The organism is Methylomonas montana, from assembly GCF_030490285.1.
In the GTDB taxonomy this organism is placed as follows: Bacteria; Pseudomonadota; Gammaproteobacteria; order Methylococcales; family Methylomonadaceae; genus Methylomonas; species Methylomonas montana.
Genome location: NZ_CP129884.1, coordinates 3,777,703 through 3,803,412, shown reverse-complemented (window position 1 = coordinate 3,803,412; position 25,710 = coordinate 3,777,703). Strand labels below are relative to the sequence as shown.

Annotated in this window: 25 protein-coding genes, 1 other RNA gene and 1 riboswitch; of the genes, 8 read left to right on the top strand and 18 right to left on the bottom strand. The window is 52.2% G+C overall.

The window, feature by feature from the left end; translation table 11 throughout:
• Positions 1-76 precede the first annotated feature (76 nt).
• Together QZJ86_RS17590 and QZJ86_RS17585 are read right to left on the bottom strand one after the other, a co-directional pair.
• Entirely contained in the window at positions 77-934 is an 858-nt protein-coding gene (locus QZJ86_RS17590; RefSeq protein ID WP_301671784.1) for a transglutaminase family protein, read from the bottom strand.
• A gap of 4 nt (positions 935-938) precedes the next feature.
• Positions 939-1,736, bottom strand: coding sequence for a transglutaminase family protein (locus QZJ86_RS17585; RefSeq protein ID WP_301671783.1), 798 nt, complete (start codon positions 1,734-1,736; stop codon positions 939-941).
• Positions 1,737-2,302: 566 nt separating this feature from the next.
• A riboswitch (cyclic di-GMP riboswitch) is annotated at positions 2,303-2,379 on the top strand.
• A gap of 110 nt (positions 2,380-2,489) precedes the next feature.
• Here QZJ86_RS17585 and QZJ86_RS17580 point away from each other — a divergent pair.
• Together QZJ86_RS17580 and QZJ86_RS17575 are read left to right on the top strand one after the other, a co-directional pair.
• Positions 2,490-3,278, top strand: a complete 789-nt coding sequence (locus QZJ86_RS17580) for a hypothetical protein (RefSeq protein WP_301671782.1) — start codon at positions 2,490-2,492, stop codon at positions 3,276-3,278.
• Between the two features lie 200 nt (positions 3,279-3,478).
• On the top strand, positions 3,479-4,309 hold the full coding sequence (locus QZJ86_RS17575; protein ID WP_301671781.1) for a hypothetical protein: 831 nt from the start codon (positions 3,479-3,481) through the stop codon (positions 4,307-4,309).
• A gap of 110 nt (positions 4,310-4,419) precedes the next feature.
• Here the strand turns inward: QZJ86_RS17575 and QZJ86_RS17570 are convergent, their stop codons facing one another.
• The 4 genes from QZJ86_RS17570 to QZJ86_RS17555 all read right to left on the bottom strand — a co-directional run bounded on the left by QZJ86_RS17570 (position 4,420) and on the right by QZJ86_RS17555 (position 7,977).
• A complete protein-coding gene (locus QZJ86_RS17570; protein WP_301671780.1) occupies positions 4,420-4,833 on the bottom strand; it encodes a hypothetical protein in 414 nt (137 codons plus the stop codon).
• 72 nt (positions 4,834-4,905) lie between these two features.
• On the bottom strand, positions 4,906-6,120 hold the full coding sequence (ubiH, locus tag QZJ86_RS17565) for a 2-octaprenyl-6-methoxyphenyl hydroxylase (RefSeq protein WP_301671779.1): 1,215 nt from the start codon (positions 6,118-6,120) through the stop codon (positions 4,906-4,908).
• A gap of 3 nt (positions 6,121-6,123) precedes the next feature.
• The gene (gene pepP, locus QZJ86_RS17560; RefSeq protein WP_301671778.1) at positions 6,124-7,431 is read right to left on the bottom strand and encodes a Xaa-Pro aminopeptidase; all 1,308 of its coding nucleotides are present in this window, start codon (positions 7,429-7,431) and stop codon (positions 6,124-6,126) included.
• A 15-nt stretch (positions 7,432-7,446) separates the two neighbouring features.
• Positions 7,447-7,977, bottom strand: a complete 531-nt coding sequence (locus QZJ86_RS17555) for a UPF0149 family protein (RefSeq protein ID WP_301671777.1) — start codon at positions 7,975-7,977, stop codon at positions 7,447-7,449.
• A 101-nt stretch (positions 7,978-8,078) separates the two neighbouring features.
• Here QZJ86_RS17555 and QZJ86_RS17550 point away from each other — a divergent pair, with 101 nt between their 5' ends.
• The 6 genes from QZJ86_RS17550 (at position 8,079) to QZJ86_RS17525 (ending at position 12,942) form a co-directional block, all read left to right on the top strand.
• Entirely contained in the window at positions 8,079-8,306 is a 228-nt protein-coding gene (locus QZJ86_RS17550) for a TIGR02449 family protein (protein ID WP_301671776.1), read from the top strand.
• Complete coding sequence (locus tag QZJ86_RS17545; protein ID WP_301671774.1) at positions 8,303-8,593, top strand: cell division protein ZapA; 291 nt, start codon at positions 8,303-8,305, stop codon at positions 8,591-8,593. The genes QZJ86_RS17550 and QZJ86_RS17545 overlap by 4 nt, the downstream gene beginning before the upstream one ends.
• A gap of 21 nt (positions 8,594-8,614) precedes the next feature.
• Positions 8,615-8,794, top strand: a non-coding RNA gene (gene ssrS / locus QZJ86_RS17540) — 6S RNA.
• A gap of 392 nt (positions 8,795-9,186) precedes the next feature.
• Positions 9,187-10,716: a hypothetical protein gene (locus QZJ86_RS17535; protein ID WP_301671773.1), complete on the top strand. Its 1,530-nt coding sequence runs from the start codon at positions 9,187-9,189 to the stop codon at positions 10,714-10,716.
• An 843-nt stretch (positions 10,717-11,559) separates the two neighbouring features.
• On the top strand, positions 11,560-11,976 hold the full coding sequence (locus QZJ86_RS17530; protein WP_301671772.1) for a hypothetical protein: 417 nt from the start codon (positions 11,560-11,562) through the stop codon (positions 11,974-11,976).
• 360 nt (positions 11,977-12,336) lie between these two features.
• Positions 12,337-12,942, top strand: coding sequence for a hypothetical protein (locus QZJ86_RS17525; RefSeq protein ID WP_301671771.1), 606 nt, complete (start codon positions 12,337-12,339; stop codon positions 12,940-12,942).
• Between the two features lie 409 nt (positions 12,943-13,351).
• Here the strand turns inward: QZJ86_RS17525 and QZJ86_RS17520 are convergent, their stop codons facing one another.
• The 12 genes from QZJ86_RS17520 to glnE form a co-directional block, all read right to left on the bottom strand.
• The gene (locus tag QZJ86_RS17520) at positions 13,352-14,314 is read right to left on the bottom strand and encodes a hypothetical protein (protein ID WP_301671770.1); all 963 of its coding nucleotides are present in this window, start codon (positions 14,312-14,314) and stop codon (positions 13,352-13,354) included.
• Positions 14,307-15,071, bottom strand: coding sequence for a 4Fe4S-binding leucine-rich repeat protein (locus tag QZJ86_RS17515; RefSeq protein ID WP_301671769.1), 765 nt, complete (start codon positions 15,069-15,071; stop codon positions 14,307-14,309). The genes QZJ86_RS17520 and QZJ86_RS17515 overlap by 8 nt, the downstream gene beginning before the upstream one ends.
• Before the next feature lie 9 nt (positions 15,072-15,080).
• Positions 15,081-15,347 (bottom strand): DUF6129 family protein, encoded by a 267-nt coding sequence (locus QZJ86_RS17510; RefSeq protein ID WP_301671768.1) that lies wholly within the window; start codon positions 15,345-15,347, stop codon positions 15,081-15,083.
• A 2-nt stretch (positions 15,348-15,349) separates the two neighbouring features.
• The gene (gene nifX / locus QZJ86_RS17505) at positions 15,350-16,042 is read right to left on the bottom strand and encodes a nitrogen fixation protein NifX (protein ID WP_301671767.1); all 693 of its coding nucleotides are present in this window, start codon (positions 16,040-16,042) and stop codon (positions 15,350-15,352) included.
• Between the two features lie 4 nt (positions 16,043-16,046).
• Positions 16,047-16,247, bottom strand: coding sequence for a 4Fe-4S binding protein (locus tag QZJ86_RS17500; protein ID WP_036278170.1), 201 nt, complete (start codon positions 16,245-16,247; stop codon positions 16,047-16,049).
• 7 nt (positions 16,248-16,254) lie between these two features.
• Positions 16,255-16,473, bottom strand: a complete 219-nt coding sequence (gene nifT, locus QZJ86_RS17495; RefSeq protein WP_064035553.1) for a putative nitrogen fixation protein NifT — start codon at positions 16,471-16,473, stop codon at positions 16,255-16,257.
• Positions 16,474-16,589: 116 nt separating this feature from the next.
• On the bottom strand, positions 16,590-18,161 hold the full coding sequence (gene nifK / locus QZJ86_RS17490; RefSeq protein ID WP_301671766.1) for a nitrogenase molybdenum-iron protein subunit beta: 1,572 nt from the start codon (positions 18,159-18,161) through the stop codon (positions 16,590-16,592).
• A 148-nt stretch (positions 18,162-18,309) separates the two neighbouring features.
• A complete protein-coding gene (gene nifD / locus QZJ86_RS17485; RefSeq protein ID WP_301671764.1) occupies positions 18,310-19,791 on the bottom strand; it encodes a nitrogenase molybdenum-iron protein alpha chain in 1,482 nt (493 codons plus the stop codon).
• A gap of 100 nt (positions 19,792-19,891) precedes the next feature.
• Positions 19,892-20,776 (bottom strand): nitrogenase iron protein, encoded by an 885-nt coding sequence (gene nifH, locus QZJ86_RS17480; RefSeq protein WP_301671763.1) that lies wholly within the window; start codon positions 20,774-20,776, stop codon positions 19,892-19,894.
• A gap of 313 nt (positions 20,777-21,089) precedes the next feature.
• Positions 21,090-21,857, bottom strand: a complete 768-nt coding sequence (locus tag QZJ86_RS17475) for a Fic family protein (protein ID WP_301671762.1) — start codon at positions 21,855-21,857, stop codon at positions 21,090-21,092.
• 123 nt (positions 21,858-21,980) lie between these two features.
• A complete protein-coding gene (locus QZJ86_RS17470) occupies positions 21,981-22,610 on the bottom strand; it encodes a ribonuclease T2 family protein (RefSeq protein ID WP_301671761.1) in 630 nt (209 codons plus the stop codon).
• A 100-nt stretch (positions 22,611-22,710) separates the two neighbouring features.
• Positions 22,711-25,581 (bottom strand): bifunctional [glutamate--ammonia ligase]-adenylyl-L-tyrosine phosphorylase/[glutamate--ammonia-ligase] adenylyltransferase, encoded by a 2,871-nt coding sequence (gene glnE / locus QZJ86_RS17465; RefSeq protein WP_301671760.1) that lies wholly within the window; start codon positions 25,579-25,581, stop codon positions 22,711-22,713.
• Between the last annotated feature and the right edge of the window lie 129 nt (positions 25,582-25,710).

The window sequence follows — 25,710 nt, the reverse complement described above, 5'->3', positions numbered from 1 at the left end:
GATAAAGCAGGGGTAACAACGGAATCGCTATTATACCGAGAATCAAGCAGTTTGCTTGCGGCATGATAAGTAGATATTAGCTCAGTAAATTGACCCGCACATCGACCACCATGCGCGGCGTGGCTTGGCGGGGACCGATAAAGCTGCCGGACACGGGCGGTATCGATTCCGGATCGCGGGCCACCGCGACGGCGATGTGGCGGTGGCTGGTGATTTCACCGGTGGTGGGATCGAAGCCCTGCCAGCCGCAGCCGGGCAAATAAACTTCAGCCCAGGCGTGGGTCGATGCATTGCCGGCTTCTGTGGCCGGCGCGTGCAGATAGCCGCTGACGAAGCGGCTGGCCAGGCCCAGGCAACGGCAGGCTTCGATGAATAAGGTGGCATAGTCTCGGCACGAGCCGCTGCCGAGACGAAGGGTTTGGGCGGGCGATTGCACGCCGGCTTCCTCGCGCATCCGGTAGCAAAACCGGTCATGGATGGTGTGATTCAGTTTGGATTGCAAACTGAATGTTTCCATGCCGCCGCCTAGACCGATGTCTTGCAACCATTGCTGAACGGCTGCTTGATCGTCGGCAAACACCGGTTGTTGAAACGCGGCCAGGTCGATACGTTCGCTGGTTTTATAAGCAAAAGGGTAAGTCAACGCATAATCGGCCACACAAAAATTCAGCGGCGCCTCTTCGTAGTGCTGAATGATCACATCGCTGGTAATGCTCAATTTGTCGGCCGGCTCTAAAAAGTCGACCAGCGCCAGCGAATTATCGAATATGTCCCGATACCACTTGATGCTATAAACCGGGCTGATCTCAAGCCGCGACGATTCTATTCGCACATCGTGGCCCTCGCGCGGGCGCAACAGCAGGCGATGCTGATTCAGTATCACCGGACCGGTAAACCAATATTCGGTCAGATGTCGTATCCGTAAACGCTGCATGGCTTTAATTCGGCAGGTTCTCTAACAGCTGGACGCCGGCTTGCATCTGCGTCGGATACAACGCCGGGCCGAACTGGGTGAAGATCGCCACGTCGGCGGCATCGTGTCCGTAAGCGACGATCACCCGTCCGCCGCGCGGCTCGGCTTGGGTGGGATCGAATGTATACCAGCGTCCGCCGACATAGGCTTCAAACCAGGCATGAAAATCCATCGGCTGTAGGCCGTACAAATAGCCCACCACCATGCGGGCCGGAATGCAGAGCGCCCGGCACAGTGCGATACCCAGATGCGCCAATTCGCGGCAAACGCCTTCGCCGGCCAGATTGACTTCCACTGCCGACATCTGAAAGTGCGGGGAATCGGGATTGAAGCGGATATAGTCGCGTATCCATTGGTTCAGTCTGGCGACCTGATCGTAGCCTGGCCTCTCCTCGGCGACGATTTCCCTAGCCAGATCGATGAAGCGGTCGGATTCGCAATAGCGGGTCGGCAGCAGATAAGTCAGTACCGTTTCCGGCAAATTCTGTACCTCGGTAAACGGCGCGCCGGGACAGGTGTCGATATGTTCGGTGGTGTGAATATCGGCGCTGGTATGCACGGAAAACTCGCCGGGCGGCGCGATCAACCGTTGACAGAGGTTGCCGTAGTAGTCGGTATATTCGAAAACCGGCACCGTCGGCTTCAAGGTGTAAGACTCGCGGGCCACCCATTGATTGGCGCCGTTACGCGGCCGCAACATCAGGATAAACGGGGTATCGACGCTGACGTCGAAGTTGATTTCGCAGCTAGTTTGCAGCCACATGTTGGTTATCCTTTTTTGATTACCGAGAAATGTCAGCCATATTTTAGCAGCTGTCGGCAGGCGGTAATTTTACTCTGGAATGACGGTTACGGATGGCTCTCCGTCAACGGCGATTACCTGTCGGCGTTGACGCGCCGACGCAATCATTATACGGGCCTATCGAGCTTCGTGGTTTCCTGGAAATGGAATAAATCCGCAATGCTTGGATATAACAGGCACCTATCCCTGACCATTGTCTTGGAAAACTATGTTATCTGGCATTTCGATAATCAGGGATTTAACTCGCTTTGTCACAAAATTCACGTTTTCCGACCGTGCTGAGCCATGCCGACCAGTCAAAAGCCAAGGATGAACGACATTGGTCTGCTTATTGCTTTGGTTTGCTAGATCACTTGCTGCGGCATGGCCGCAATCGGAATAAGGCCGGTCATGCCAAGTACTAGCAAGTATTTGAACGACTACTCCCTTCAATCCGGAGTAATCCACAAAATTCAACAGCGTTATTTTAAATGCTTGGCATGATCAGGATGCCTTCGCTCAAGGAGAGGAGCGGCGTCGTAGGGATGACGACATTTAGCCACATCCGCCGTGAGACGGAGTCGGAAAGCCACGGGTCTTGGAACGAGACAGCCGGGTTACCTTCAAGTGACAGGCCTGAGAGTACTGTTTGCCGGAATTGCGAAAACCACTGCAGCGGTCGGCCAAGGCCTTGAAGATTAACTGCAACCGTAAATCGCTTTTTAAGGATAAATAATGAAACAGAGAAAAAACCATCGCTCGAAATTGGCTAATGCCGGGGTATTGGCATTTGTGGTATTCAGCGGATTATTGGCACCCGCGTCGGCCAGTGCGGCCTTGGTTAGCGGCAATGCCCGCATCAGTATCGACAATAGCGCTTTTAGCGCGGCGGCCGGCTGGATTGTGGATCGTTATTTCGACGCCAGCTATAACACCACCGCCATCAATGCAAATACGGCCGGCGGTAGCGGTTCGACCTCGAATATGCAGTTTTCAGTTAACAGTGTCGATACCACGGTTTTTTACGGAAATCCGCCCAATCGTTATCTGGAAGCCACCACGACGGATACCGGTAATACCGCAGCGGGTCAGATTGGCTTGAGTGGCGCTTTAAGGCTGGCTGTGCCGGGTAATCCGGGGGCAGGGGTTTTGATGCCTTATGACTTTACCTTGGAAAAAATCGGCAGCATCTGGAATTTGGTTTCGCATGACTTGTTCTTTAAAGGGACGACTTTTCTACAGTTAAGCAATGCCAGCGAATCGGTCAACGCTAACGGCGAACTGACATTGAGCGGCGACTTGATCTTAGGCGGCGGCGTGGGACCTACTACTTATCCGAACGCATTTGGCCTGACCTGGAGTTCGTTCCTGGGGGTAAGCGGCGCCGGACAGACCGCTGTTGTCGGTAGCCTGAGCCTGACGCCGGCTGCGGTACCGCTACCGAGCGCAGTGTGGTTGTTCGGCAGCTCGCTGTTGGGCTTGATTGGCTACAAACGCCGTCAGTTGCATTGCGTGAGCGCTTAGATCATTGTCCTGCCAGATGCAGCCGTATGCGCTGCATCTGGCTTCCCCACCTGTTTGCAATGTCGTCGTGGGGCATTCCGTCAGGAGCGAACCACGGTATTTGTTCGACGGCTATTCAAGCCGGCCAACGAAGATGCAATACCGGGCTGATCGCCGCTCAAATCCATAGACCCTGGACGTAAATCCAGCGAGAGAAAATAATGAAAAAGTATCACTACCCTGTTATTCGCGGCATGCTGGTTGGCGTGGCCGTATATGGTGCATTCGCTTTCGGCAATGCGGAAGCGGCCACGGTAAGCGGTGGCGCCATGACGCTAAATCTGGATCGGGACGCGCTGATTGCCGGGGTGATTAAAGATAATTACCCCGACGCGCCGACCGAGACATTTTCTATCTGTTGCCGGCCTTCTCTTTACCTGGAAGAGTATTTCGATGCCTCGGCGGCATCGAAAACGTCTAGCCAGCTTCGAGATGAAAATACACCGGATCTTTACGACAGCGTGTCGGATGAAATTTCCGCCCTTGGTCGGCAATTTCAGGTCAACGCCTCGTCCCTGCCGGTCAATCCGTTAGGTAGGCAAAACAAAGCCACCACCTTTTCATTCGATCCCGCCAATTTAAGCGGCACGGCGACCGGGCAGATCGGATTGGGCGGCGTGATGCGTTTTCGGGTCGATGTCGACCCGCCGAATAACCGCGTACTGTTTGGCGATCTGGATCTGGAGTATATCCCGGCGTTGGCAAATGCTGTCACCGGGCAATCCGGTTGGATTTTGATGAACAACATCGGCTTTCGGATCGGCGGGTTTGATTTGTTCGATGTCAGCACCCAATTGAGCGGCAACACATTGAGTTTGAGCGGGATTCTGGGTCTGGGCAATGGCTTCGATCATCTCGGCGGCATCCGCGATACCCGAGTCGGCACCTTTAGCTTTCAAACCACTGTCGTCCCGTTACCGGCTGCCTTTTGGTTGTTTGCGAGCGGGATAGCGGGGCTGGGGTTCTCGACTTATCGTAAACGTTGGTCCTGAGCCGTACGGCGAATGGAAAAACTATGGAAGCGCTGAACAAATAGTCATCTTTTTGTAGTGCTAATACTCGTCATGTCCCAGATTGCATCGGGACATGACGTCAATTTTAATTAGCCATCGATAACGTCGTCGTCGGCGCTTTCTAACGCTACCGGTTTGGCCTTGAACACTTCGGCAACCAGCTCCAACTGGGCGCTGAAATGCGGCAACGACGGAATCTTCCAGCCTTTACCGATGACGCGGGCCAGCAGGTTGTTCAGCCAGGGTTTGTTCGAGCTGGCATGATGGATGATGAAGCGGTAACCCTCGCCGTCATTGAACACGGCAAAATCTTCCAGGCTCAATTCAATCGGTACTTCCTCGCCATAAAGCAAGGTCTGCGCATAGATTTTTCGGGCATCAATGTCGAAATTGAAAGCCTGCAATTCGGCAACCCCTTTGAGTATCTTGTTGGCTACCCAAATGATCAGTGCGTTGGGTGTCAACTTGATAACGATTTTGACCAAACTGGATTTAAAACTCATGGCTCCCCCTGTTTTTATTGTTTTATGGTCAGTTGTAGGCCGGAATCAGCATAAGTGTTTTCGGCAAGTTTGCTACTCCCGGTCGCCCAGCTTAGGTAAGCGCTCGGCCAATCCCATTGCATGTCGGGTCAGCAATTGTTTGGCAAACGGTAGGTGGTCCAGCAGGGTCAGGCCGGCGTTACGCACGGCTGCCAACGGCAGATTGCCGTTGGAGAACAGCTTTACCACGCTGTTGGTAAAACCTATGGTTTTGCCATGATCTTGTTGGCGTTGCCGGCTGTAGTTTTTCAGCAGGCGGGCATCGCCCAAATCGCCGTTTTGCTGTTGTTGGTCGATCAACATTTCTGCCAGCAAAGCCACATCGCGAATGCCTAAGTTAAAGCCTTGGCCAGCGACTGGATGCAATTGATGCACGGCGTTGCCGATGATCACGGTGCGGCCGGAAACCATGCTTTCGGCACGGATCAGGCTTAACGGAAAAGCCCGGCGCGGCGCGGCGAGTTTCAGTTCGCCCAAACGGTAACCGAAACAGTTCTGCAGCTCGGCGAGAAACTCGCGGTCGTTGACGTTAATCAGTGTCTCGGCTTGCTCGTGGCTGCGGGTCCAGACCACCGCCGATTGTTTGCCGGCCACCGGCAGCAAGGCCAGCGGGCCGAATTCGGTGAAGCGTTCGAAGGCAGTGTTGCGGTGCGGCAGCGCCGATTGCACCGTGGTGACCAGTGCGGTCTGTCCGTATTCGGTAACTTGTTGCGGAATTTCCAGCAGCTTGCGTACCGTGGAGTTGCCACCGTCGGCGCCGACCAGCAGTTGCGCGCTGACATTTAACGAGCTGCCGTCGTGCTGTTTCAGACTGACATTGACCGCGTCACGGCCGGACATCAAGCCGGCGACTCTGGTTTGGTACAGGCAAACCGTGTCGGTTTTTTCGACCAGATCGGCCATGTGCTGTTCGATGTCGCGGGCGACGATCACGTAACCCAGCGCTTCGACGCCTTGATCTTCCGCCGCCAGCCGGGTCTTGCCGAAGTGGCCGCGGTCCGAGACGTGAATATGTTTGATGGCGGTGGCTTTGTCGGCGACGCCGCGCCAGGCGCCCAATGCATTCAGCAGTTCCACGGTGCCGGCCGCCAAGGCCAGTGCGCGGTCGCCGGCCGGCGAATGGCGCAGTTGTTCACGGCTATTGGCTTCGACCAACGCAATCTTCAAGCCGCTATTTTTCAGCGCCAGGGCCAGACAGTTACCGGCCAGGCCGGCGCCGACGATGATCAGGTCGAAATCGGTTTGCATTGCTTAGCCCGCCATCAGCGCTTCGATGTCGGCAACTGCTTTGGGGACGCCGTGAGTGAGAATCTCATGGCCGTCTTTAGTCACCAACACATCGTCTTCGATACGAATACCGATGCCGCGCCATTGCTTGTCCACCGTTTCGCAGTCGGCCGGCACGTACAGGCCTGGTTCCACGGTTAAGACCATGCCCGGTTCCAGCAGGCGCCATTCGTCCTTGATCTTGTAATCGCCGACGTCGTGCACGTCCATGCCCAGCCAGTGGCCGATGCGGTGCATGTAAAACTGTTTGTATTTTTCGTCCTTGATCAGTTTTTTGGGTTTGCCTTTTAACAGACCCAGTTCGATCAGGCCCCTAGTGAGCGTTTCCACCGAAGCGTCGTGAGCCTTGTTCCAAGGGTTACCGGGTTTGATCTCGGCCAGCGCGGCGGCTTGGGCATCCAACACCAATTGATAGAGCTTTTTTTGCGGTTCGCTAAATTTGCCGGATACCGGAAAGGTGCGGGTAATGTCGGCGGCGTAATGGTCGCACTCGACGCCGGCGTCGATCAGAAGTAGATCGCCTTTGTTGAGTTTGTCCTTGTTGTCGACGTAATGCAGCACGCAGGCGTTTTTACCGCCGGCGACGATGGATGGATAAGCCACCGCGCGCAGGCCGTCTTGAATGAATTCGTGGATCAGCTCGGCTTCGATTTGATATTCGTACACACCGGGTTTGCAGGCTTGCATGGCGCGGATATGAGCCTTGGCGGACACTGCGCCGGCGCGGCGCATCAATTTCAGTTCTTCCGGGCTTTTGAATAAGCGCATTTCGTGGAGGATGTGTTCCAGCGACACCAGTTCGCCGGGCGCGCTGACGCCGCTGCGCGATTGCTTGCGAATGTGATTGATCCATTCCAGCAGTTTGTGGTCCAGATCGCTGTCCTTGCCCATCGGGTAGAACACCTTGCCCTTGTTTTCCAGCATGCCGGGCAGGATGTCGTCCAGATCGTCGATCGGAAAAGAGTCGTCGGCTTCGTAATGCTTGGTGGCACCTTCCAGGCCGGCGTGAGCGCCTTCCCACAAGGCTTTTTTCTCGTCGAATTCGCGGCAGAACAGGATGTATTCGCCTTGTTCGCGGCCGGGGATGAATACGGCCATCGATTCGGCTTCGTTAAAGCCGGTCAGATAGTAAAAATCGCTATCCTGGCGGAATGGATAATGGACGTCGCGGTTGCGGGTGCGTTGTGAAGCGCTGGCGATAATGGCGATATTGCCCTTGCCGATTTGCTTCATCAGGCTGGCTCGGCGTTTTTTGAATTCGCTTTGTTTCATGGTCGATTTTTGGCGTTAGTGGCTTTGCGACGATTGGCTGAGTTCGGCAAACTGATCGCGGACGGTAAAAACCGCGGCACGCACGTATTCGCGAATTTCGATCAGCGCGCTTTCATCGTCTTCGCCGGCGACGTCGGTGTCGATTTTGGTCAGTTCTATGATATCGCGCATCACTTCGGCGGTATCCCCCGGCCAGTCGGCACCGGTTTGCGCGTAACCGACGCCGAACAGAAAACCCTGGCACCAGCTACGCAGAGCTTCCACTTGCTCTTCCAAGGGTTCGTCGTCCTCGGGCATCAGTAAGTCGAAGGCAAATTCGTCGTTCTGATTTTCCAGTAATTGCCGGGTTTTTTCGAACACACCATGCAATAAGGCTTTGTCCTCGTCGATTAACTGCTGTTCGTCTGCGAATAACTCGCGCAGCCAGTTTTCGGCATCGGCCCGGATTTCGACACACAGTATGCCGGTGGCAATGCCATGCGCTTCCGCCGCACCGATGTCGGTATCCTGTTGCTCCAAAATGGCATTAACCGAGCGATAGGTCATTTGATCTGTGTTCCTATTAAAGCTGTTTAATAACATGGCTTATGCTAACATTCTTCGCCATCCACGATGATTATAACGTCATATCGGCCCATACTCCTGCTATGTCTGAAACAGAAAAAGACCCGTCAACCGAACTCGAAGCGTTGGAAGCTAAACTGGATGTGCTGATCACGCAGTTCAATCAAGTCAAAAACGAGAATAAGTCATTGAAAGTCAAGCAAGATGCTCTGGTCAAGGAAAAAGCTAAGCTGTTGGAGAAGACCACGCTGGCTAAGGCGCGGGTCGAGGCGATGATCGCCCGATTGAAAGCCATGGAGCATGATTCGTGAGAAAAACCGTACAACCTGTCTCGCTGAATATTCTCGACAAGGAATACAAAATCGCCTGTGCCGCAGACGAAAAAGAGGCTTTAATCAATTCGGCCCGCGAGTTGGATAAGCAAATGCGCAAGATTCGCGACACCGGTAAAGTCAGCAGTACCGACCGCATCGCGGTATTGGCGGCGCTGAACTTGGCGCATGATTCAGTCACGACGAATAAAGACGACAGCGTCGATATTGGCGCGCGTTTGGCGCAATTGCGCAGCAAGATAGAAAACGTTTTAGAAAATTCGTAAATCTGTATAGAATGCTCGCCCTATCTCCTGCGGCGTTCGAGCAGTACTGGGTGTTTCCTGAACCTGTTTTTACCCCGGAAACTTTTTGCCATTCATGGTGCGCATGCCTGTTTATTCAGGAAGCCTGATTGACTGGATTTGGTTTCCACTTGAACCTTCGGTTCAAGGACGAAAGTATCAGACGGCGCAGGCGGGAGATCTCTTCTTTTTCCCTTTCTTTGTTCACGACTTGATTTGCAGTGTTCCCCCTTCTGCTGCGCAGAGTTTGCTGACGATTTTGATTAATTGGGTGTTTTTTGTGTCACTGGCGCGACGGGTGTTTTAGCATGTTCGTATCCGGTAGTGTCGGGCTGGATACTTTCGGATGCCTATGAACTCCCTCGGTACATTGCGCGTTTTGTCCTATAGTGCTCGGAGTGCGCCATACACGGGAACTTGTTCCATGAGTCACAAGACTTATCTGCGCAAGCGATACGCGCCGACTGGTTTCGGCGTGGATGCGGCATAATACGATTATCGCCTTTGACCCCCTAAGGATTACACTTGATGGCTCTTTAGCCAGAGCCCCAAACCCTCACAAATACTTTGGAAAAATGACTATCGAATCCCTGATTAACTTTGTAATTCAGCTTCTCGGTGCCGTGGCCGTATCATTTTTGGCCTACCGCTCCTTTCAGAAACGCCGGATTCAGCTCGGTGCGGAACCTACTCTGCCGCAGTATTTTATCCGACGCAGCACTTACTGGACCGGGATTGCCCTTTATTGCACGTTAATGGCAGCCTTATTCTGCTTGCTGACCTGGCAGTGGTTACCGTTGGAGCCGCTGGTAACGCTGATCGTCAGCCATCTGCGCGCCGGCGAGTTGGTGAATCTGCTCTACGGCTTGGACGGCAATAAACTGTTGCCGTTGATCGCCGCCGGCATCATGTTGTTTTTCGTCGCCTGGGAAAGTCCATTTAATCCGTTGCTGATTTTACGGGACAGCATTCACGACGCTTTTGCGATTCCGACCAAAGCCGTCGAAGTTTACAACGCGCTGATCAAATCCCGGCTATCGGCGGCGGACGACAACATAAAAGCCAAAATTGCCGATCGCCTATTGGTGCAAAGCATCGACGCCGGCGATTTCGATAAATCAGGTGCCACGGTCGAATACAAATGGGCCCATAACAGCCTGCTGTTCGATCAGATTCAGCACTACGCCGACCAATCCTCGTATCGGCGCCTGTTCAGTGAGCCGTCGCTGAAATGGGGCGAAATCTGTATTTCCTATAATGCGATGTCGGAAAAAGTGAATATTTGGAAAGAAGCCGAGCCGCATTACACCAAGACCGTTAATTTGTTAAAAGACTTGGACCGCCTGACCGGTCTGCTCTGCCGATTGCTGGCGGCGGCGGTGGTGTTCGGCAGCCCCAGCGAGAACGATATGTGGACGACCGTGAAGAAACTCGGTGGCAATGTCCATGAAGCGCGCTTGAAGCATACCTATAAATACGTGCTGATATTTGCGGCCGCCACGGCGTTCGGCGTGATTTTGGGCCGCGAAGTGTCGGTGGCGCTGCACAATGTATTCCTGTTTCCGGATAAGCCGCTGCCGCACTTTAGCTATACGACCTTGCGCTGGATAGCTTATTCGATCGTGATTTACGTGTTGCCGATTTCGCTGGTCTTCGTGTTGCGGAGTATTGCCTTCAGGCACCAACAGGAACCAGCCGAACACTATTACGGTTTCTACATGGCAATCATGTTCGTCGGCTTCGTGGTCAGTACCACGATATCGACATTCATCCTGGAACTGACCTTTTATCACCGGGATGACTTCAATTTCCTGGAGAGTTTCTTCGACCATGCCCGCTGGGGCATTATGCCGGCTCTGATCAGCGGTTTCGTGGCCTACCGGATGGACGCGCCGGCCAGCGAAGCGGAGGCCTTGAGCAAAACCATCATTTCCGCCGCGTTGCGTTTTCTGGCCTGGGGCGGGATCGCGGTGATTTTCATGTTGTACGCGACCGACGATTTAGCGATCGAGAAGCTGAATCTGCGGTTTACACTGGTTGGGACGGCGTTTTTTGTTACCGGGTTGCTGGGGGCTGCGGCTCGGTTTAAGACGGCTAGTGATTAGTTTGGATTTGTCGGGTGGGCGCGAGATTGAAGTTTATGTGTCGCTGGCGCGACGGCTGGTTTTGAAGTCGGGTCTCGGCCCGACAGCCGAGATACTTTCTTTTGCTCCGCCAAAAGAAAGTATCCAAAGAAAAGGCGGCCCGGATGCCGCTTTGATCCTGCGCTCCGAAGCTTTTATCGAGGGTCGGCAGAAGGGGCTTCCCAGCCCCTCCGCCGACGCACCGCATCCCTGCGGTGCCCCTTCGGGCTGATCTCGATAAAAGCTCCGGTGCTCGGCGCGGCAAACGGGAATAAACCCGTCGTGAGATAGAAAGTTGTTAGATAGCTTTTGATGTTGGATGTGGATGAATTTGTAGGATGCTACCGACGTTAGTAGACGCATCTTCGCGATCCGTTCCTCCTATGTGCTCAGCATATTTTACGAAATTATTTATTTTTTGGATTTCACAGAATAATCATGAACAGACTGTTAATAGCGTGCTCAATATTTCTCGTAGGTTGCTCAAACATTACACGTACTGTTGAAACGCGATTTGAGCCAATACGAACAGAGCCATCGGCCCAATATTTTAAATACACGTCGATTGCCGCTGCTGACTATCCAATCGATTCTCAGGAGGCAGAGCGGACAAGGATTGTCTGGCTTGAGCGCTGGTTGCAAGACAACGGGTATAGTCCAAAACACTATGAAATAATTTCACGAGTACCGGTATTAAAAAACAAGGGTTTACTTGGTGATTTGTATGACATTTTTTACGAAATAAAAGTGCCAAAATAGGTTTTAGTCGGCAAACCCAATATTGGTTGGTGGTAATAGGATAAGTTTGTAATAAATTGAAAATATATGTCTCCAGAATCGGTTTTTAGTCTGCTCGTTGGAATTCCTATCGGCCTTATCAGCGGTCTTTATACGGGCTTAATTGTTACTCGATATGCTCGTTTTGCAGAATTACGAAATGAAGCGCTAAGAATTATTCGCGCAATTGATTACATTGAAGAAGGACCTCTTGTTAAGATTTCAAATAACGAAGATGTTCCAAAATTAATAAATGTCGCCAGTGATTTGCTTTTTTTAAAACATAAAAAAGCTGGTGAACAAGTTTGTCAATTACTCAAGAATATTTCGGATAAAACAAATGATGCAAAGCTAGGGAAAATTAGTGTTGTTGAGTTTGGTGAGCAACATTCTAAATGGCAAAAAACTGCTCGAGAATTGCCGGGGAACAAAATAGTTTTGTGGGCATTGTGGGGCAATCTTTAATTTAGCCAATGGTTTTGGTCCCGTATGCCGCGCCGAGCACCGAAGTTTTTGGCGTGATTAGCCCGATAGGGGAGCGGCAGGGATGCCGCTCGTTTTCGTCGGGGCTGGGAAGCCCCTTACGAAAACCCATGCCAAAAGCTTTGGAGCGCAGGATCAAAGCGGCATCCGGGTGTCGTTTCTTTTGGATACTTTTCTTTGGACAAGCAAAGAAAAGTATCTCGCTTGTCGGTGCGAGAACCGATATTAAACTGGCTTCGCGATAGCGAAACTTAAATAATTAACAAACTTTTTGCTGGGTTTTGCGTTGCTACATAAAGTCTACAACCTAAAGTAGTTATATATCAAAGTCTGAAAAAATTTATGAAAGGAAAACCAGATAATCATATAGTTGCGTGGTTGTATGTTTTTGTGGCAATAATAGCTATAGTGGTTTTTGGGTGTTATTTGTTTTATTTTAATGATCGTGTATCTGAAAAACCAGATGTTTGGGGGGATTTTGGTAGTTACTTTGGCGGGATTCTTAGTCCGGTTGTTGCGGGCGTTACATTTTACTTAATTACTAAGTCTTACGAAGAGCAAAGAAATCAAACTAGGTTGGCTGCATTAACTTCATTAATTAATGTAAATTTAATGAATATAAGTTTTCTGCAAGCGGAATACGATATGTTATTGAAAGAGTTTAATGCGTCAGCCACTGATAAAAAGCTTTCCCAGAGACTTTTCTTTCTTAATGAATGTTCAGGGTTAGGCGGATTGTTGCCAGATGACCCAGAGTTTGAGCAGAAATTGTACGAAGCTGGTTTTCGGAATTGTGAGTATGATTCTTTACTCAAGGGTGTTGGTGACGAGATGGGTGACGAGTTTGTATTAATATATCACCGAATTATTGAGATAAAAAGATCGATCTCTGAATATCAACTCGACAATCAACAATTAAAGGATAAAGTAAATAAATATTGTAATTAGTCGGTAGCTGGGTAGGGTGGGCACGATTTAGTGCCCACGCGGGATGAAAGCCAATGGTGGGCAAAGTTGCCTACCATACACGGGATGGTTTTTCTTCCCGTATGCCGCGCCGAGCACCGGAGCTTTTGAACGGATCAGCCCGCAGGGGTGCGGCATGGATGCCGCACGTTGACGAAGGGGCAGGGAGCCCCTTTCGGCAGCCCCGTTCAAAAGCTTCGGAGCGCAGGGAATAAGCGGCATCCGGGTGTCTTTTCTTTTGGATACTTTTCTTTGGACAAGCAAAGAAAAGTATCGCGGTTGTCGGTCCGCGAACCGACATTAAAACAACCGTCGCGTTAGCGACACGTCAGACACAAAAGTCATCACCGCGTGGGCACAAAAACCGTGCCCACCCTACATCTAACAAGACTCAGACGTTATACGGCGTCGCAATCCAATCCCTCAGCACCGCCTCATCCCGCTCAGGCAAATAAGCAAAATCCCCCGAGATGTCCTTGTAGACCGCGTCGGCGCTGTGAGTAGAAACCAGCTTACCTTTGACCATGTAGAAAAACCAGGCGAACGGGTAGCCAGCCTGGCGGTCGAAACGGCTCAATACGTTGCTCAGAGCGCTGCCTTTCTTGCTGGCGAAATCTTCCAGATGCGGCAGGTTGTTTTTGTGGGTGTTGATGATTTCGACATTGACGATCTGTTCGCCGAAACGGCCGGTATGGCGGTAGGGGCGGATGATCCAATCGTCGCACATCCGGCTTTTCTGGCCGGCGCTGCTGCGGTTCCAGTCGTCCATGAAGCGTTGCGCCGGATGTTCGCCGGGATGGCGTTCGTTGATGACTTCCATGAACAATCTGACGTCGGTTTTACGGCGGTAGGTATAGCGGGAATGGCCAAAGCCGAAGCTCTCGATGCAGAAGGGCTGCAGCGGGTCGATGAACTCTTCCAGATCGTCGGGCGGATTGTTTTCGTCGACCAGCATCCGGTCCGAGACTTCGTGGGTTTTATCGATTTCGATCAGGGTGAAATCTTCGGCTTTGTCACCGGTTTGCACGACAAAATACAGGGTCTTGCCGGTCTGTTTGGTGGCAATCAGCTTTTGTTCCAGCGTGTAGTCGATCAGGGTTTGCAGATTTTGGCCGCACTCCAGATAGGTGCGTTCCACCCATTCGATCAAATCGTTGGCGATCCGTTTGCCGGCCATATCCACCACGCCGCCCAACCGATACCACTCGTCGCCGGTCGAGGCCAGATGGATGGGATAGTCGGGGATCAGCGCCTGCAATTTGCTCAGCAGCAAATCGTCGGTTTGGCCGGGGATGATTTTTTTACAGCAGTCGGTAATGTCTTGTCCGGCAAGATTGAGTCGTGCTTCAGTCATGATCGGCTTGGGGAGTAGAGGTTGAATTGAGGCGTTGCTGCACCAGTTCGCGGACATCGGGCTCGGGATCGTCGGCTAGCACGGCTAAGTTGGCCGGATCGACCTTTAACGCCGCCGTGTAGCGCACGACCCAATCGCTGTCGCCGAGCAGCATGGTAGCATCTTCCGGCGACATGCGTTCCGCGACAATACGGCGCACGTCGGGCGAGGCGTCGTTGGCCATCAGGCCCAGACTTACTTCCGGTAGTCGCTCGGCGACGCGTTTGCGTACTTGTTGGTCGCCATCCTTGATGAAGCGGAACAGCCGGCCGGGTGGCAGACGTTTGGCGACCATCAAACGGACGATGTAGTCGTGGTCGGCGGCCAGCATTTCCAGATGGTCCAGATCGATCCGATCCGCGACTGTCATTCGCACTTCGCGATCGGGATCGTTGATCAAGGCTTGCAGTTGCAGGGCCGGTAGCCGAAAAGCCACGGCACGGCGTACCACTTCATCCTCGTCGCTGATCAATGCCGTTAAGGCTTTTAGCGGCGCGTAGCGTACCGCGATCGCCCGACGCTCCCAGAACGGATCTTGCAGAAAATGGATGGCGTAGGCCGGGTTGACCCGAAAGAAACGGTCTATTTGCCGGCCGCTGTTGACGAATACGCAGGTATCGCCCGGCATGCAACGTCCCATCAGCAGGGTTTTGCCGCGGAACGGGCACAGGCCACAGTCCCCGACTGGCAGGGTAACGGATTTATCTTGGTCGGCCACGTAATAGCCTTAGTCGCTTATAATTTCCGCAATGACGATGCCGGTGGCGTGCTCGTAATTACGCGTCAGGCATAAACAGTGTTCGCGGCCATCGACCAGATACAGATTGAACCCGGAGCCTTCCACTAGCGGTTCGTGATTGGGAATGTCGTCTTCCATGCAATAGGTGAAATGGATACCGGGGTATTCGCCGCGTAGCGAGCCAACCACGGTCTCGTTCAAGGATTGGCCGTTGATTTTGTCGGCTATGGTTTGCAATTGGTCTGGACTGATCATCGTTAGGATTCCTGTTCGAAACAAACACGTTGTACGGGCTGGATGCCCATCGATTTGGCTAGCCACGGCGGTGGGGCATGCGCGAGAACGGTTTGCAGCTGATTGATGATTTGGGTTATGGCTTCGCCCTGATCGGCTTTGATCGGATGAATGCCGTATTTGATAATCTTCGCCGCCGCCGGTCCGCCGATAGAGGCGATGTACAGCACCTGGCAATCGGCGATCAGTTGGGCGCGGTAGACATTCTTGTCGGGATGCTTACGTTGCGCATCGGTGTCGATACTGCGCACATCGATTAAACGGGCATGCTCGGCAGCTACCTGATAAATCAAAAATTGCCGGCAGGAGCCGAAATGACCGCTAATCTGCTGCGGATCGTCGCTACCGATAGCGACATTGATAGCGCTAGGCCTTGCCGTTGCCGGTTGCTTATCAGCCGTTGTTTGGCTGTCGTTAGCGTCTTTCAGTATGCGCAGCGATGCGCGGATGCTGTCGATGTCGGCGACGATGCCGAAATTGTTTAAAGCTTGTTGAAACTGCGCTTCGCCGAGCCCGGCTAAACTGCGTTGATTCAAGGCTTGGTCGGTACAGGCACGCAGTACCGAGATAAACAGCTTGGGTGGCGTATCGGGCAGGGCGCGAGCCGCTAGCCCGATACGCAATGCCAGCTCCCGGGTTAAGGTCGACTGGCTCATCGGCTTACGCCACTAAAGGCAGAATGCAGTTGTCGATTGGACAAACCTTGACGCATTGCGGTTCGTCGTAATCGCCATTGCATTCCGTGCAGGTCTTTTTGTTGATTTCAAATACGATGGCGCCTTCCTTGATGGAGTCTGTTGGGCAGACAGGTAGGCAATCGCCGCAGGAGATGCATTCTTCAGCAACAATATATAAAGTCATAACTACCTCATTCCGATAAACGTTTTGCTTGCAAGGTCATCGGGATTTTAGGGGGAGTATCCATAGGTTCAAAGTAATATTTTGAACCGTCGCCCAAGACGACTTCGCCGCCCCATCTATCGGGGCTATCGAATTCCAAGGATTCGATGGTTTCTTCCAGGTCTTTTTTTGCGATGTAGAACAGCAATTTGCCGTCTTCGCGTTTCCTGAGCATGACGCTAGGCATTGGGATTCTCCAGACAAGAGTAGGTCGGGTTAGGCGTTAGCCGTAACCCGACACGAGGGCTTTGATTTCTTGGGTTGCCGCTTTGCGTTTATGCGCAGCGGCTAACCCTGGCTACGTTAACGAATCAAATCGTAGTTGTAGTCGGTGGTTCCCATACCTTTGGTTTCTTTATCCAGCTGTTCCAACAAGGCGTTGACGATGGTGGTCAGCATATACATACCGCCTTCGTAACCCAGCGTCGTCATCCGGTGCAGATGGTGACGATCGAAGATTGGGAAACCGATACGGATCAATGGCACCTCGAACTCTTCACCTTTGTAAACGGTGTCGCGTTGGATGAATTTGCCGTAGGAGTTACCGATCATGAAGTCCGGTTTGTTGGTGAACATCAAGGAACGGAAGTGCCACAAATCCTTGCCGATATGCACGGTAGCGGTTTGGCCGTAAGGTGAGGCTTTCAACACTTCTTCAACTGCTTTTTTGTAACGTTTGTTCGCGTGGTTGACTAACACATCGGTCACTTCGGCGCCCATTTCCAGCAGGAATTTGGTCATGCCCAGTGCAAAGTCCGCGTCGCCGTACAAAGCAAACTTTTTACCATGTAGCCAAGCGTGCGAGTCGGTCATCATGTCAACATAGCGGCCGCGTTCGACTTCCAGCGATTTTGGGATCGGTTTGCCGGTCAGTTCGGAGATTTTCATCAGGAATTGGTCGGTCCATTCCAGGCCCATCGGAATGTTCAGCTTAGGAACATCTTGTTTCCAGGTGGTTTCGACGAATTTTTTGGTTTTTTCCAATTGCCAAGGTTGCAGCAACACGGTAGTGATCGCGTTCGGCGCATCCTTAACTTCATCGATAGTGGTACCGCCGGCATACATGTTGAAGTGACCGTCGGCTGGGGTATCCAGCACTTCGGTTGGATCGCTCAACAAGGTGTGATCGACACCCATTTCGTTCATCATCCGGTGGATGACGCGGAAGTTGCCCAGATAGGTTTCGAAGCCAGGCACCAAATTGATTTTGCCGTTGGAGCCTACTTCTTTGCCTTCCATGTAGTTCAGCGTGAAGTAACGGGCGATACCTTCGAACATATTGTCCCAACCGGTGGTATGGCTACCGACGAAGCTAGGAGTATGGGCGAACGGTACTGGATAGTCTTGATCAACGTGACCTTCTTTTTTAGCGTTGTTGATGAACGCATTCAAGTCGTCACCGATAACTTCCGCCATACAGGTGGTCGATACCGCGATCATGGTGGGTTTGTACAAGGCTTTGGCGTTTTCCAAGCCGGCAAACATGTTTTTCTGACCGCCGAATACCGCCGCGTCTTCAGTCATCGAGTCGGAAACGCAAGAGATAGGCTCTTTGAAATGACGGTTGAAGTAAGTACGGAAGTAAGCGACGCAACCTTGCGAACCGTGCACATAAGGCATGGTTTTTTCGAAGCCCAGTGCGCAAAGTACCGCGCCCAGAGGTTGGCACGCTTTCGCCGGGTTAACGGTGATCGCTTCGCGGTTAAAGTTCAACTCTTGATATTCCTTGGTGGTAGTCCATTGGAATACTTCGTCGATGGTATCTTGCGGGTGACGCTCTTCGTATTGTTCGCGTTTGTTGGCAAGACTTTCCTTATATTCGTCGTTTCTGAATAAAGGATAACTGGGTTCTATTTTATCGACATTTTGGCTCATGATAATCTCCTAACGCGCCACTAATCTGTGGTCCGGCGTTGATTGGATTTTGCCGGGAATGAAATCCCGACCGACATTTTGGCACCTGGTAGGGTGGGCATAAGCCCACCTTTCCGGGAATTAAGGTGGGCAATGCCCACCTTACGGATTACGCAACCGCTTTAACGGGTTCGCTCTCGGTGGCCTCGGTTTTCCAAGGTGCTTTAAAGCTTTTCCAGCAAGGATTGTTGATAGTCATGTCCATATCGCGGGCGAAGATGGCGAAGCCGTCGTAGCCGTGATAAGGGCCTGAGTAATCCCATGAGTGCATTTGGCGGAAAGGCACACCCATTTTTTGGAAAATGTATTTTTCTTTGATGCCGGAGCCGACCAAGTCAGGTTGGACTTTTTTGACGAATTCTTCGAATTCGTAACCGGTGACATCGTCGTACAACAAGGTGGCATTGCCCATTTCCTTGATGGTACGGTCGTAGTCGTCGTTGTGACCGAACTCGTAACCGGTACCGACCACTTCCATGCCCAAGTCTTCATAAGCGCCGATCACGTGACGAGGGCGCAAGCCGCCGATGTACAGCATGACTTTTTTGCCTTCCAGACGTGGTTTGTATTTGGCAATTACCGCATTGTATTCGGACTCGTAGCGTGCAATTACGCGTTCCGCGCCTTCTTTGATGGTGTCATCGAAGTGCGAAGCGATTCTGCGCAGCGACTCGGCGATTTTGGTCGGGCCGAAGAAGTTGTACTCGATCCAAGGGATGTTGTACTTTTCTTCCATGTGCCGAGCGATGTAGTTCATCGAGCGGTAGCAGTGAATCAGGTTCAGTTTCACTTTCGGGGTTTTTTCGATCTCGGCAATGGTTCCGTCGCCGGACCATTGTGCGACGACACGCAGCCCCATTTCTTCCAACAAAGTCCGTGATGCCCAAGCATCGCCGCCGATGTTGTAGTCGCCGATCACCGCGACATCGTAAGGTGTGGTAGGCCAGCTATCGTCGCCGTCGCGAGCTTCCAGTACCCAGTCGCGAATCGCGTCGTTGGCGATATGGTGACCCAGGGATTGAGAAACACCGCGGAAACCTTCGCAACGTACTGGCACGATGGTTTTGCCGTGTTCTTTGTTTTTAACTTTGGAAACCGCTTCGATGTCGTCGCCGATCAGACCGATCGGGCACTCGGATTGAATCGAGATACCTTTGTTCAATGGGAACAACAATTCGATTTCGTCGATACATTTAGCCAGTTTTTTGTCGCCGCCGAACACGATGTCTTTTTCGGTAAAGTCCGAAGTAAAGTTCATCGTACCGAAGGTGTTGACACCGGTAGTACCTACGTAATAGTTACGGCGTCCGGCGCGGGAATATTGTCCGCAACCAACCGGGCCGTGTGAAATATGGATCATGTCCTTGATAGGACCCCAAACCACCCCTTTGGAGCCGGCATAAGCGCAACCACGAATGGTCATGACGCCTGGCAGGGATTTACGGTTGGAAGTGATACATTTGTTGGATTTTTCCAAGCTTTGATCGTTGATGGCCAAGTGTTTGGCGCGATCGGCTTTGGCTTTTTCGGGATAGACTTCCAGCACTTCTTGAATAAGCGCTTCGGTCTCTTCTCTTGTCATGGCTGCCATGAGTTTATCCTCCTTGTAGTCGTGGGTAATCCCCCACAGACCTGTTAGGAACAATGCGAAATAGGTTGGGCCGGCATAGCCTGCCCAACCTACGTTTTGATTAAGCTGTGGCTTCTGCTGCCGCGGTTACACCGACGACGCTTTCATCCACTTCTTCCATGACGCCAAATTCCATCAACAGGTCTTCCAGTTCGTCCATAGTGATTGGAGTTGGGATGACCAGGTTGGTATTGACGACGATTTTGTTAGCCAAGTCGCGGTATTCTTGCGCTTGTTTGGCTTCTGGTTCGTACTCGATAACAGTCATACGACGGATTTCAGCGCGTTGTACAACGTTGTCGCGTGGTACGAAATGGATCATGTGAGTGCCCATTTTTCTGGCCAACTCCATAATCAGTTCGTCTTCACGAGCTGTTTGACGTGAGTTGCAGATCAAACCGGCCAAACGCACGCCGCCTGAGTTAGCGTATTTCACGATACCTTTAGCGATGTTGTTGGCAGCGTACATAGCCATCATCTCGCCTGAGCAAACGATGTAAATTTCTTGCGCTTTGTTTTCACGAATTGGCATCGCGAAACCGCCGCATACAACGTCACCCAATACATCGTAGAAAACGAAGTCGAGATCGTCGGAATAAGCACCTTCCTCTTCCAGGAAGTTGATAGCGGTGATAACACCACGGCCGGCGCAACCTACGCCTGGCTCTGGACCGCCGGACTCAACGCATTTAATGTCGCGGTAGCCGACTTTCAATACATCTTCCAGTTCCAAGTCTTCCACGCTGCCAGCGTCAGCTGCCATTTGCATGATAGAGTTTTGAGCTTTTGCATGCAGGATCAAACGAGTAGAATCGGCTTTAGGGTCGCAGCCGACGATCATTACTTTTTTGCCAAGCTCAGCCAAGCCAGCAACCAGGTTTTGCGTGGTGGTAGATTTACCAATACCACCTTTACCGTAAATAGCACATTGACGTAATTTCGCCATGATCTTCTCCTCTTGAGTAGGTGTTGTTAATAACAACCTGATAAGAGCAATGGCCGTGCCAAATATTTATTTATTAATAAGACACTGATATATAAGGGTTTATTTTGGATGAATAAGGCGATTAGTATGGTGGCATACCTAACATTTTATGTAGGCGCTGTCGTTTTACTCACAGCGGGTGTGGGTTTTGTGCGGTAACTGGTTCAGAAGGTAGGAAAGGCATCACGAGATTTGGGCATTTTGACACCTAAGTTTGGTCGCGGCGAATCCCCAAAATTTCGATAAAAAGAAGATAATGTGTATAGGGGGAGTGTTAGTGCTCTGATAATGCATCGAGACGAGCGATCAATGACTGCAAACCTGAGCGCACTTGCTCACCGATATATTGCAGCCATGCTGATTTGTCGCCGCCGTGACGCGTTATTTCCAAAGTCTCGAAATAGTGCGGCCGACTTTGTAGAGCGCCGGGGATAGTTAACAGTGGATAACCTTCTGTCAATAACACCAGATTCATCGCCTGTCTCGCACAAGCACCGTTAAAACTGCCGAATGGCTGTAAAGTCAACAGTCTGAAATGGGTCTCGGCTGCGAACACTAATGGATGTTTGAACGGGCCGTTCAAGCGTAAATCGTGCAAGGTATCGACAAGCAATGCTGGTAGCTCATTGGTAGAAAGGTCAGGAGTATCCGCAGAGTTGGTATGAGTTGAATTACGAAAACGACCGGCGCCTTGTCTATCGATGCCTCTTGCCAAGATTGCGTGAGTTTCCATGAGTAACCCCATGCTCAGCAGCGCCTGATCACTAGCCTGTTCACGAATAAATTGCAGTGCCTCAAAAAAGTTGAGTGTTGCAAGGCTTTCGACCATTGGAATATCAGGTGGCATTAATCCGTTTAGTATCAAAATTTCGGTTTGTCCAAGTGTCAGGTTGCCGCCTTCCAATTTGTTATTTTGCCAACTGGATTCTATGTCCAACATCCTATTCAAGGCGCCATCCAAATGGTGTTGTTGTAATTCAATCTGACTTTTTAGCAGATCGATTTCGGCAAGCAAAAGATCGAGGTCATTATTCATTAACATGGACGAGTATTATTTAGCAGATGTAGCGTTGCTAGTGCGTTCTGAATCGAGCAAACCATAAAACGATGTTGTCTAGGCCGCAACCCGATTAGATTGAACTGTCACGATAGCGATACAACTGGCCTATTTGATATTCCGAACCAAAAAATCTTTTTGGCCACAGGACTTGGCGGCACTTTTTACCACATCCACTCCGCAATCGGCCGCCGCGCCGCGCTTATCCAGACAGACGAATATTTCCTTGAAAAACCGCCCGGCACCGGTGCAGAACGGGGCAATGGCTTGTTCTTTTAGCCAGGGGTTGGTCTCGACGAAGGCTTGTTTCAATCCGTCTGCTGTGGTCCTGAAAGGTTTTTGCGGGCGTTGGTAGGCTGTCGGGATGGCGACTTTGCCTTTCAGCATTTGCGAGAATTGAAAATAGCCGGTTTGAGTGAGACCGGAACAGGTGCCGTGCTTTTCCCATTCGTGCTTGAACAGAAATTGGGACGGATAGAGGTCCGGAAAAGCCTGGGCTTGACTCGGCGTATAGGCTTCTTTAGTGCAAAAACTGGGATAACCGACTTTGTATTGCGGCCACAGGCCATGCAGCACCAAACCCAGTTTCTTGCCGCACTGTTCGTCTCGCGGTTGTTCCTCGCAATAAGTCGGTGACCAGGACAAGGTCAGCAGATAATTGTCGAACTTGCCGGGTTTGCCGTTAGCGGCCGCGCCGGTCGTGAAACATGCCAAAAATAGCAGTAACCATGCCTTCATATAATGCTCCAGGCTTTAGAGAGGGTAGGGACGAATTCACTCGCCCAGAAACCGGCCTGACGGTGCCAACTACTTTGACCCGTACTGACCGGTACCAGTATTACAGCATAAACTGTCCCCAAATCCGCTCGACTTCGCTCCGCAGTTCCCTAAATTCGTCGGCGTGAGCGGTAGCACTGAGGCCTTGCAGAACCTGATGATGGCCGTAATCGCGGTAGGCGCAATAGGCTTTTTTCAATAAGGCCGCATCGTCGGCCGACATGAAGCCGTGTTGCTGCAAGCCTGCCAGCAATCTGACGTTATCGGTATAAGTGGCCAGGTCCGGATGCTCTGCGGTGGCGGCCAATACGCCGAACTGAACGATAAACTCGATGTCGGCGATGCCGCCGGCGCTTTGTTTCAGGTCGAACACGTCGGGGGTTTTCGGCGCTAAATTTTCCCGCATCTTTTCGCGCATTTCTCGCACCTGGGTTTTTAATTCTGTGCGGTCTCTCGGCAGCGCCAGAATCCGGCCGCGTATCGCTTCGTAACTATGTTTTAAGGTTTCGTCGCCGGCCACGAAACGGCCGCGCACCAGGGCTTGATGCTCCCAGGTCCAGGCTTCGTTTTTCAAATAGGCTTCGTAATGATCGATATGCGTGACCAACAAGCCGGAATCGCCGTTGGGGCGTAATCGCAAGTCGGCTTCGTACAGTACACCGGATAGCATTTTGGTATCCAGAATATGCCGAATTTTTTGGCCGAGGCGCAGATAAAACTGGCCGCAGTTGATCGGTTTGTCGCCGTCGGTTTGGGCATCGCCGTCGGCGCATGCGTACAAAAACACCAGATCCAGATCGGAGCCGTAGCCCAATTCGATGCCGCCGAATTTACCGAAGGCAACGATAGCGAAATTTTGCGGCCGGTCGCCGGTGCCGGGCGGATGGCCGTGTTTGCCGGTCAACATTTGCCAGGCGCGTTCCAGCACTTGTTCAAGGATCGCTTCGGCGGTCCAGGTCAGGTAATCGCTGACGATCATCACCGGTATCGCGCTCATGATGTCGGCTGCGGCGACCCGCAACACGTTCAGGTGTTTGAACTGGCGCAAGGCGATCATCAATTGTTCGCTGTCCTGCGGATCGACCTTGGTCAACGCCCGCTGCAAGTCTTCGCGTAGGGCTTGTTTTTGCAAGGGGTCATACAAGGAGCGGGTATCGAGTAATTCGTCGAACAGGATGGGATATAGCGATAGATATTCGCAAATCCAGGGGCTAGCCGCCGCCAGTTTGATCAGCTGGTTCAGCGCGTCGGGATTTTCCGCCAGCAAGGCCAGATAGACATTGCGGCCGGCCACCGCTTCGAACAGTTCCAGAATGCGCAACAGTGTGACGTCGGCATTTTCCATGTTCGGTACTTGCTCGATCAGTTGCGGCATCAGGCGATCCAAGACCCCGGCGCCCTTGCTGGTCATGCGCTTGACGGCGTAGGACTCCTTGAATTCGACGATGGCTTTTTGCATGGCGACCGCGTCGGCGAAACCGTAGTCGACCAAGGCTTCCAGCGCCTGTTCGTCGTCGGCGTCGCCGGCCCAGATCAAGCGGGCGCTTTGCTGTTTATTATCTTGTTCACTCAGCGAAAACACTTGATCGAAAATCTCATGTACCGAGGCCCTGACCTCGTCCAGTTCGTGTTTGAAATCGGTCCAGTCCTCGAAATCCAGCGAATAAGCCAGAATCCGTTGTACCAAGGGATTGCCGGGCAGGTCGTGAGTTTGCTTGTCCTGATATTGCTGGATGTGGTTTTCCACTCGGCGCAGGAAACGGTAGGCGAATTTCAGGGTCGCCACATCGTCGACACTCATCAGTTCCAATTCTTGCAACACGCCTAGGATGATCTGGATTTCCCGCTGCTGCAAGGCCACTTCCTGGCCGCCGCGGATCAATTGAAAGGCTTGGCCGATAAATTCCACCTCGCGGATGCCGCCCGGACCGAGTTTGACGTTGTCCATCCGGTCTTTGCGTTTCAATTCCTGGGCGATTTGGAATTTCAAGGAGCGCAGTTCCTCGAAGGCGCCGTAATCCAGGTAGCGGCGGTACACGAAAGGTTTGATCAACGCGGCCAACTGCTTGCCGGTCTCGAAGTCGCCGGCGACCTGGCGGGCCTTGATCATCGCATAACGTTCCCATTCCCTGGCTTGAGTCAGATAATAATTTTCCATGCCGTCGAAACTCATGATCAACGGCCCGCTGTCGCCGAATGGCCTGAGGCGTACGTCGGTGCGGAACACGAAGCCGTCCACGGTGATTTCGTCCAGCATTTTCACCAATGAACGGCAGATGCGCGTGAAGAATTCGGCGTAGCTGATTTCTTTTTTTTCTTTCAGTACGCCGTCCTCGGCATAAGCGAAGATCAGGTCGATGTCGGAGGAGTAATTCAGTTCCCAGGCACCCAGCTTGCCCATGCCCAGTACCACGATGTTAAACGGCGTGCCGTCGGTCAGCGTCGGCGTGCCCCAGCGTTGGCAAGCCTGTCGGTATAAAAAATCCAACGCGGTTTGAATGCAAGCCTCGGCCAACGCGGTTAAGTCGGCCAAGGTTTCGTCCAGATTGGACCAGCCGGCCAGATCGCGCCAGGCGATACGCACCATTTCCCGGCGGCGGAACCCGCGCAACTGCTTGGACAAGGCCGGTTCGCCGTCGTTGGCGATTTGTTGCAGCGCGGCGGCATAATCGCCACGGCGCAATGGGGCGAATAGATCAGTCGAGGTCACCAGGCCGGGGACCAGTTCCGGGTCTCGCAGCCAACTTTCGCGAACGAACTGGCTGCATGTGCACACCTTGAGGGTCGATTTGGAAACCGCTTCGTTTTCGAAAACCGTTCGTTGTTCCGGGGTGAGCTTTTCGGCGATCTGCGCGCAAAAATCGGCGGCGATGCCTCGTAGATCATCCGGTAAATGCACTGTTTGCAGGGACAACGAATCGAGATGTGGCATAGGCGGTATCCTGGAAGGTAACAGATAGATTCAGCATGATACCTAAACTCCGCGGGCAGTCAGTTAAAAAATATCCGCGTTGCTGTAGGGTACAATTGATTTGATCGATGCGTCTCGGGTCTGTTTCAC

Bases quoted from the DNA above. Each gene is read 5' to 3' on its own strand.
- nifK (WP_301671766.1), bottom strand. From the start codon at position 18,161: ATGAGCCAAAATGTCGATAAAATAGAACCCAGTTATCCTTTATTCAGA.
- QZJ86_RS17590 (WP_301671784.1), bottom strand. From the start codon at position 934: ATGCAGCGTTTACGGATACGACATCTGACCGAATATTGGTTTACCGGT.
- ubiH (WP_301671779.1), bottom strand. From the start codon at position 6,120: ATGCAAACCGATTTCGACCTGATCATCGTCGGCGCCGGCCTGGCCGGT.
- QZJ86_RS17580 (WP_301671782.1), top strand. From the start codon at position 2,490: ATGAAACAGAGAAAAAACCATCGCTCGAAATTGGCTAATGCCGGGGTA.
- nifD (WP_301671764.1), bottom strand. From the start codon at position 19,791: ATGGCAGCCATGACAAGAGAAGAGACCGAAGCGCTTATTCAAGAAGTG.
- glnE (WP_301671760.1), bottom strand. From the start codon at position 25,581: ATGCCACATCTCGATTCGTTGTCCCTGCAAACAGTGCATTTACCGGAT.
- QZJ86_RS17510 (WP_301671768.1), bottom strand. From the start codon at position 15,347: ATGATCAGTCCAGACCAATTGCAAACCATAGCCGACAAAATCAACGGC.
- QZJ86_RS17535 (WP_301671773.1), top strand. From the start codon at position 9,187: ATGACTATCGAATCCCTGATTAACTTTGTAATTCAGCTTCTCGGTGCC.
- QZJ86_RS17585 (WP_301671783.1), bottom strand. From the start codon at position 1,736: ATGTGGCTGCAAACTAGCTGCGAAATCAACTTCGACGTCAGCGTCGAT.
- QZJ86_RS17570 (WP_301671780.1), bottom strand. From the start codon at position 4,833: ATGAGTTTTAAATCCAGTTTGGTCAAAATCGTTATCAAGTTGACACCC.
- nifT (WP_064035553.1), bottom strand. From the start codon at position 16,473: ATGCCTAGCGTCATGCTCAGGAAACGCGAAGACGGCAAATTGCTGTTC.
- QZJ86_RS17555 (WP_301671777.1), bottom strand. From the start codon at position 7,977: ATGACCTATCGCTCGGTTAATGCCATTTTGGAGCAACAGGATACCGAC.
- QZJ86_RS17520 (WP_301671770.1), bottom strand. From the start codon at position 14,314: ATGACTGAAGCACGACTCAATCTTGCCGGACAAGACATTACCGACTGC.
- QZJ86_RS17475 (WP_301671762.1), bottom strand. From the start codon at position 21,857: ATGTTAATGAATAATGACCTCGATCTTTTGCTTGCCGAAATCGATCTG.
- QZJ86_RS17530 (WP_301671772.1), top strand. From the start codon at position 11,560: ATGTCTCCAGAATCGGTTTTTAGTCTGCTCGTTGGAATTCCTATCGGC.
- QZJ86_RS17500 (WP_036278170.1), bottom strand. From the start codon at position 16,247: ATGACTTTATATATTGTTGCTGAAGAATGCATCTCCTGCGGCGATTGC.
- nifX (WP_301671767.1), bottom strand. From the start codon at position 16,042: ATGAGCCAGTCGACCTTAACCCGGGAGCTGGCATTGCGTATCGGGCTA.
- QZJ86_RS17470 (WP_301671761.1), bottom strand. From the start codon at position 22,610: ATGAAGGCATGGTTACTGCTATTTTTGGCATGTTTCACGACCGGCGCG.
- QZJ86_RS17575 (WP_301671781.1), top strand. From the start codon at position 3,479: ATGAAAAAGTATCACTACCCTGTTATTCGCGGCATGCTGGTTGGCGTG.
- pepP (WP_301671778.1), bottom strand. From the start codon at position 7,431: ATGAAACAAAGCGAATTCAAAAAACGCCGAGCCAGCCTGATGAAGCAA.
- QZJ86_RS17525 (WP_301671771.1), top strand. From the start codon at position 12,337: ATGAAAGGAAAACCAGATAATCATATAGTTGCGTGGTTGTATGTTTTT.
- QZJ86_RS17550 (WP_301671776.1), top strand. From the start codon at position 8,079: ATGTCTGAAACAGAAAAAGACCCGTCAACCGAACTCGAAGCGTTGGAA.
- nifH (WP_301671763.1), bottom strand. From the start codon at position 20,776: ATGGCGAAATTACGTCAATGTGCTATTTACGGTAAAGGTGGTATTGGT.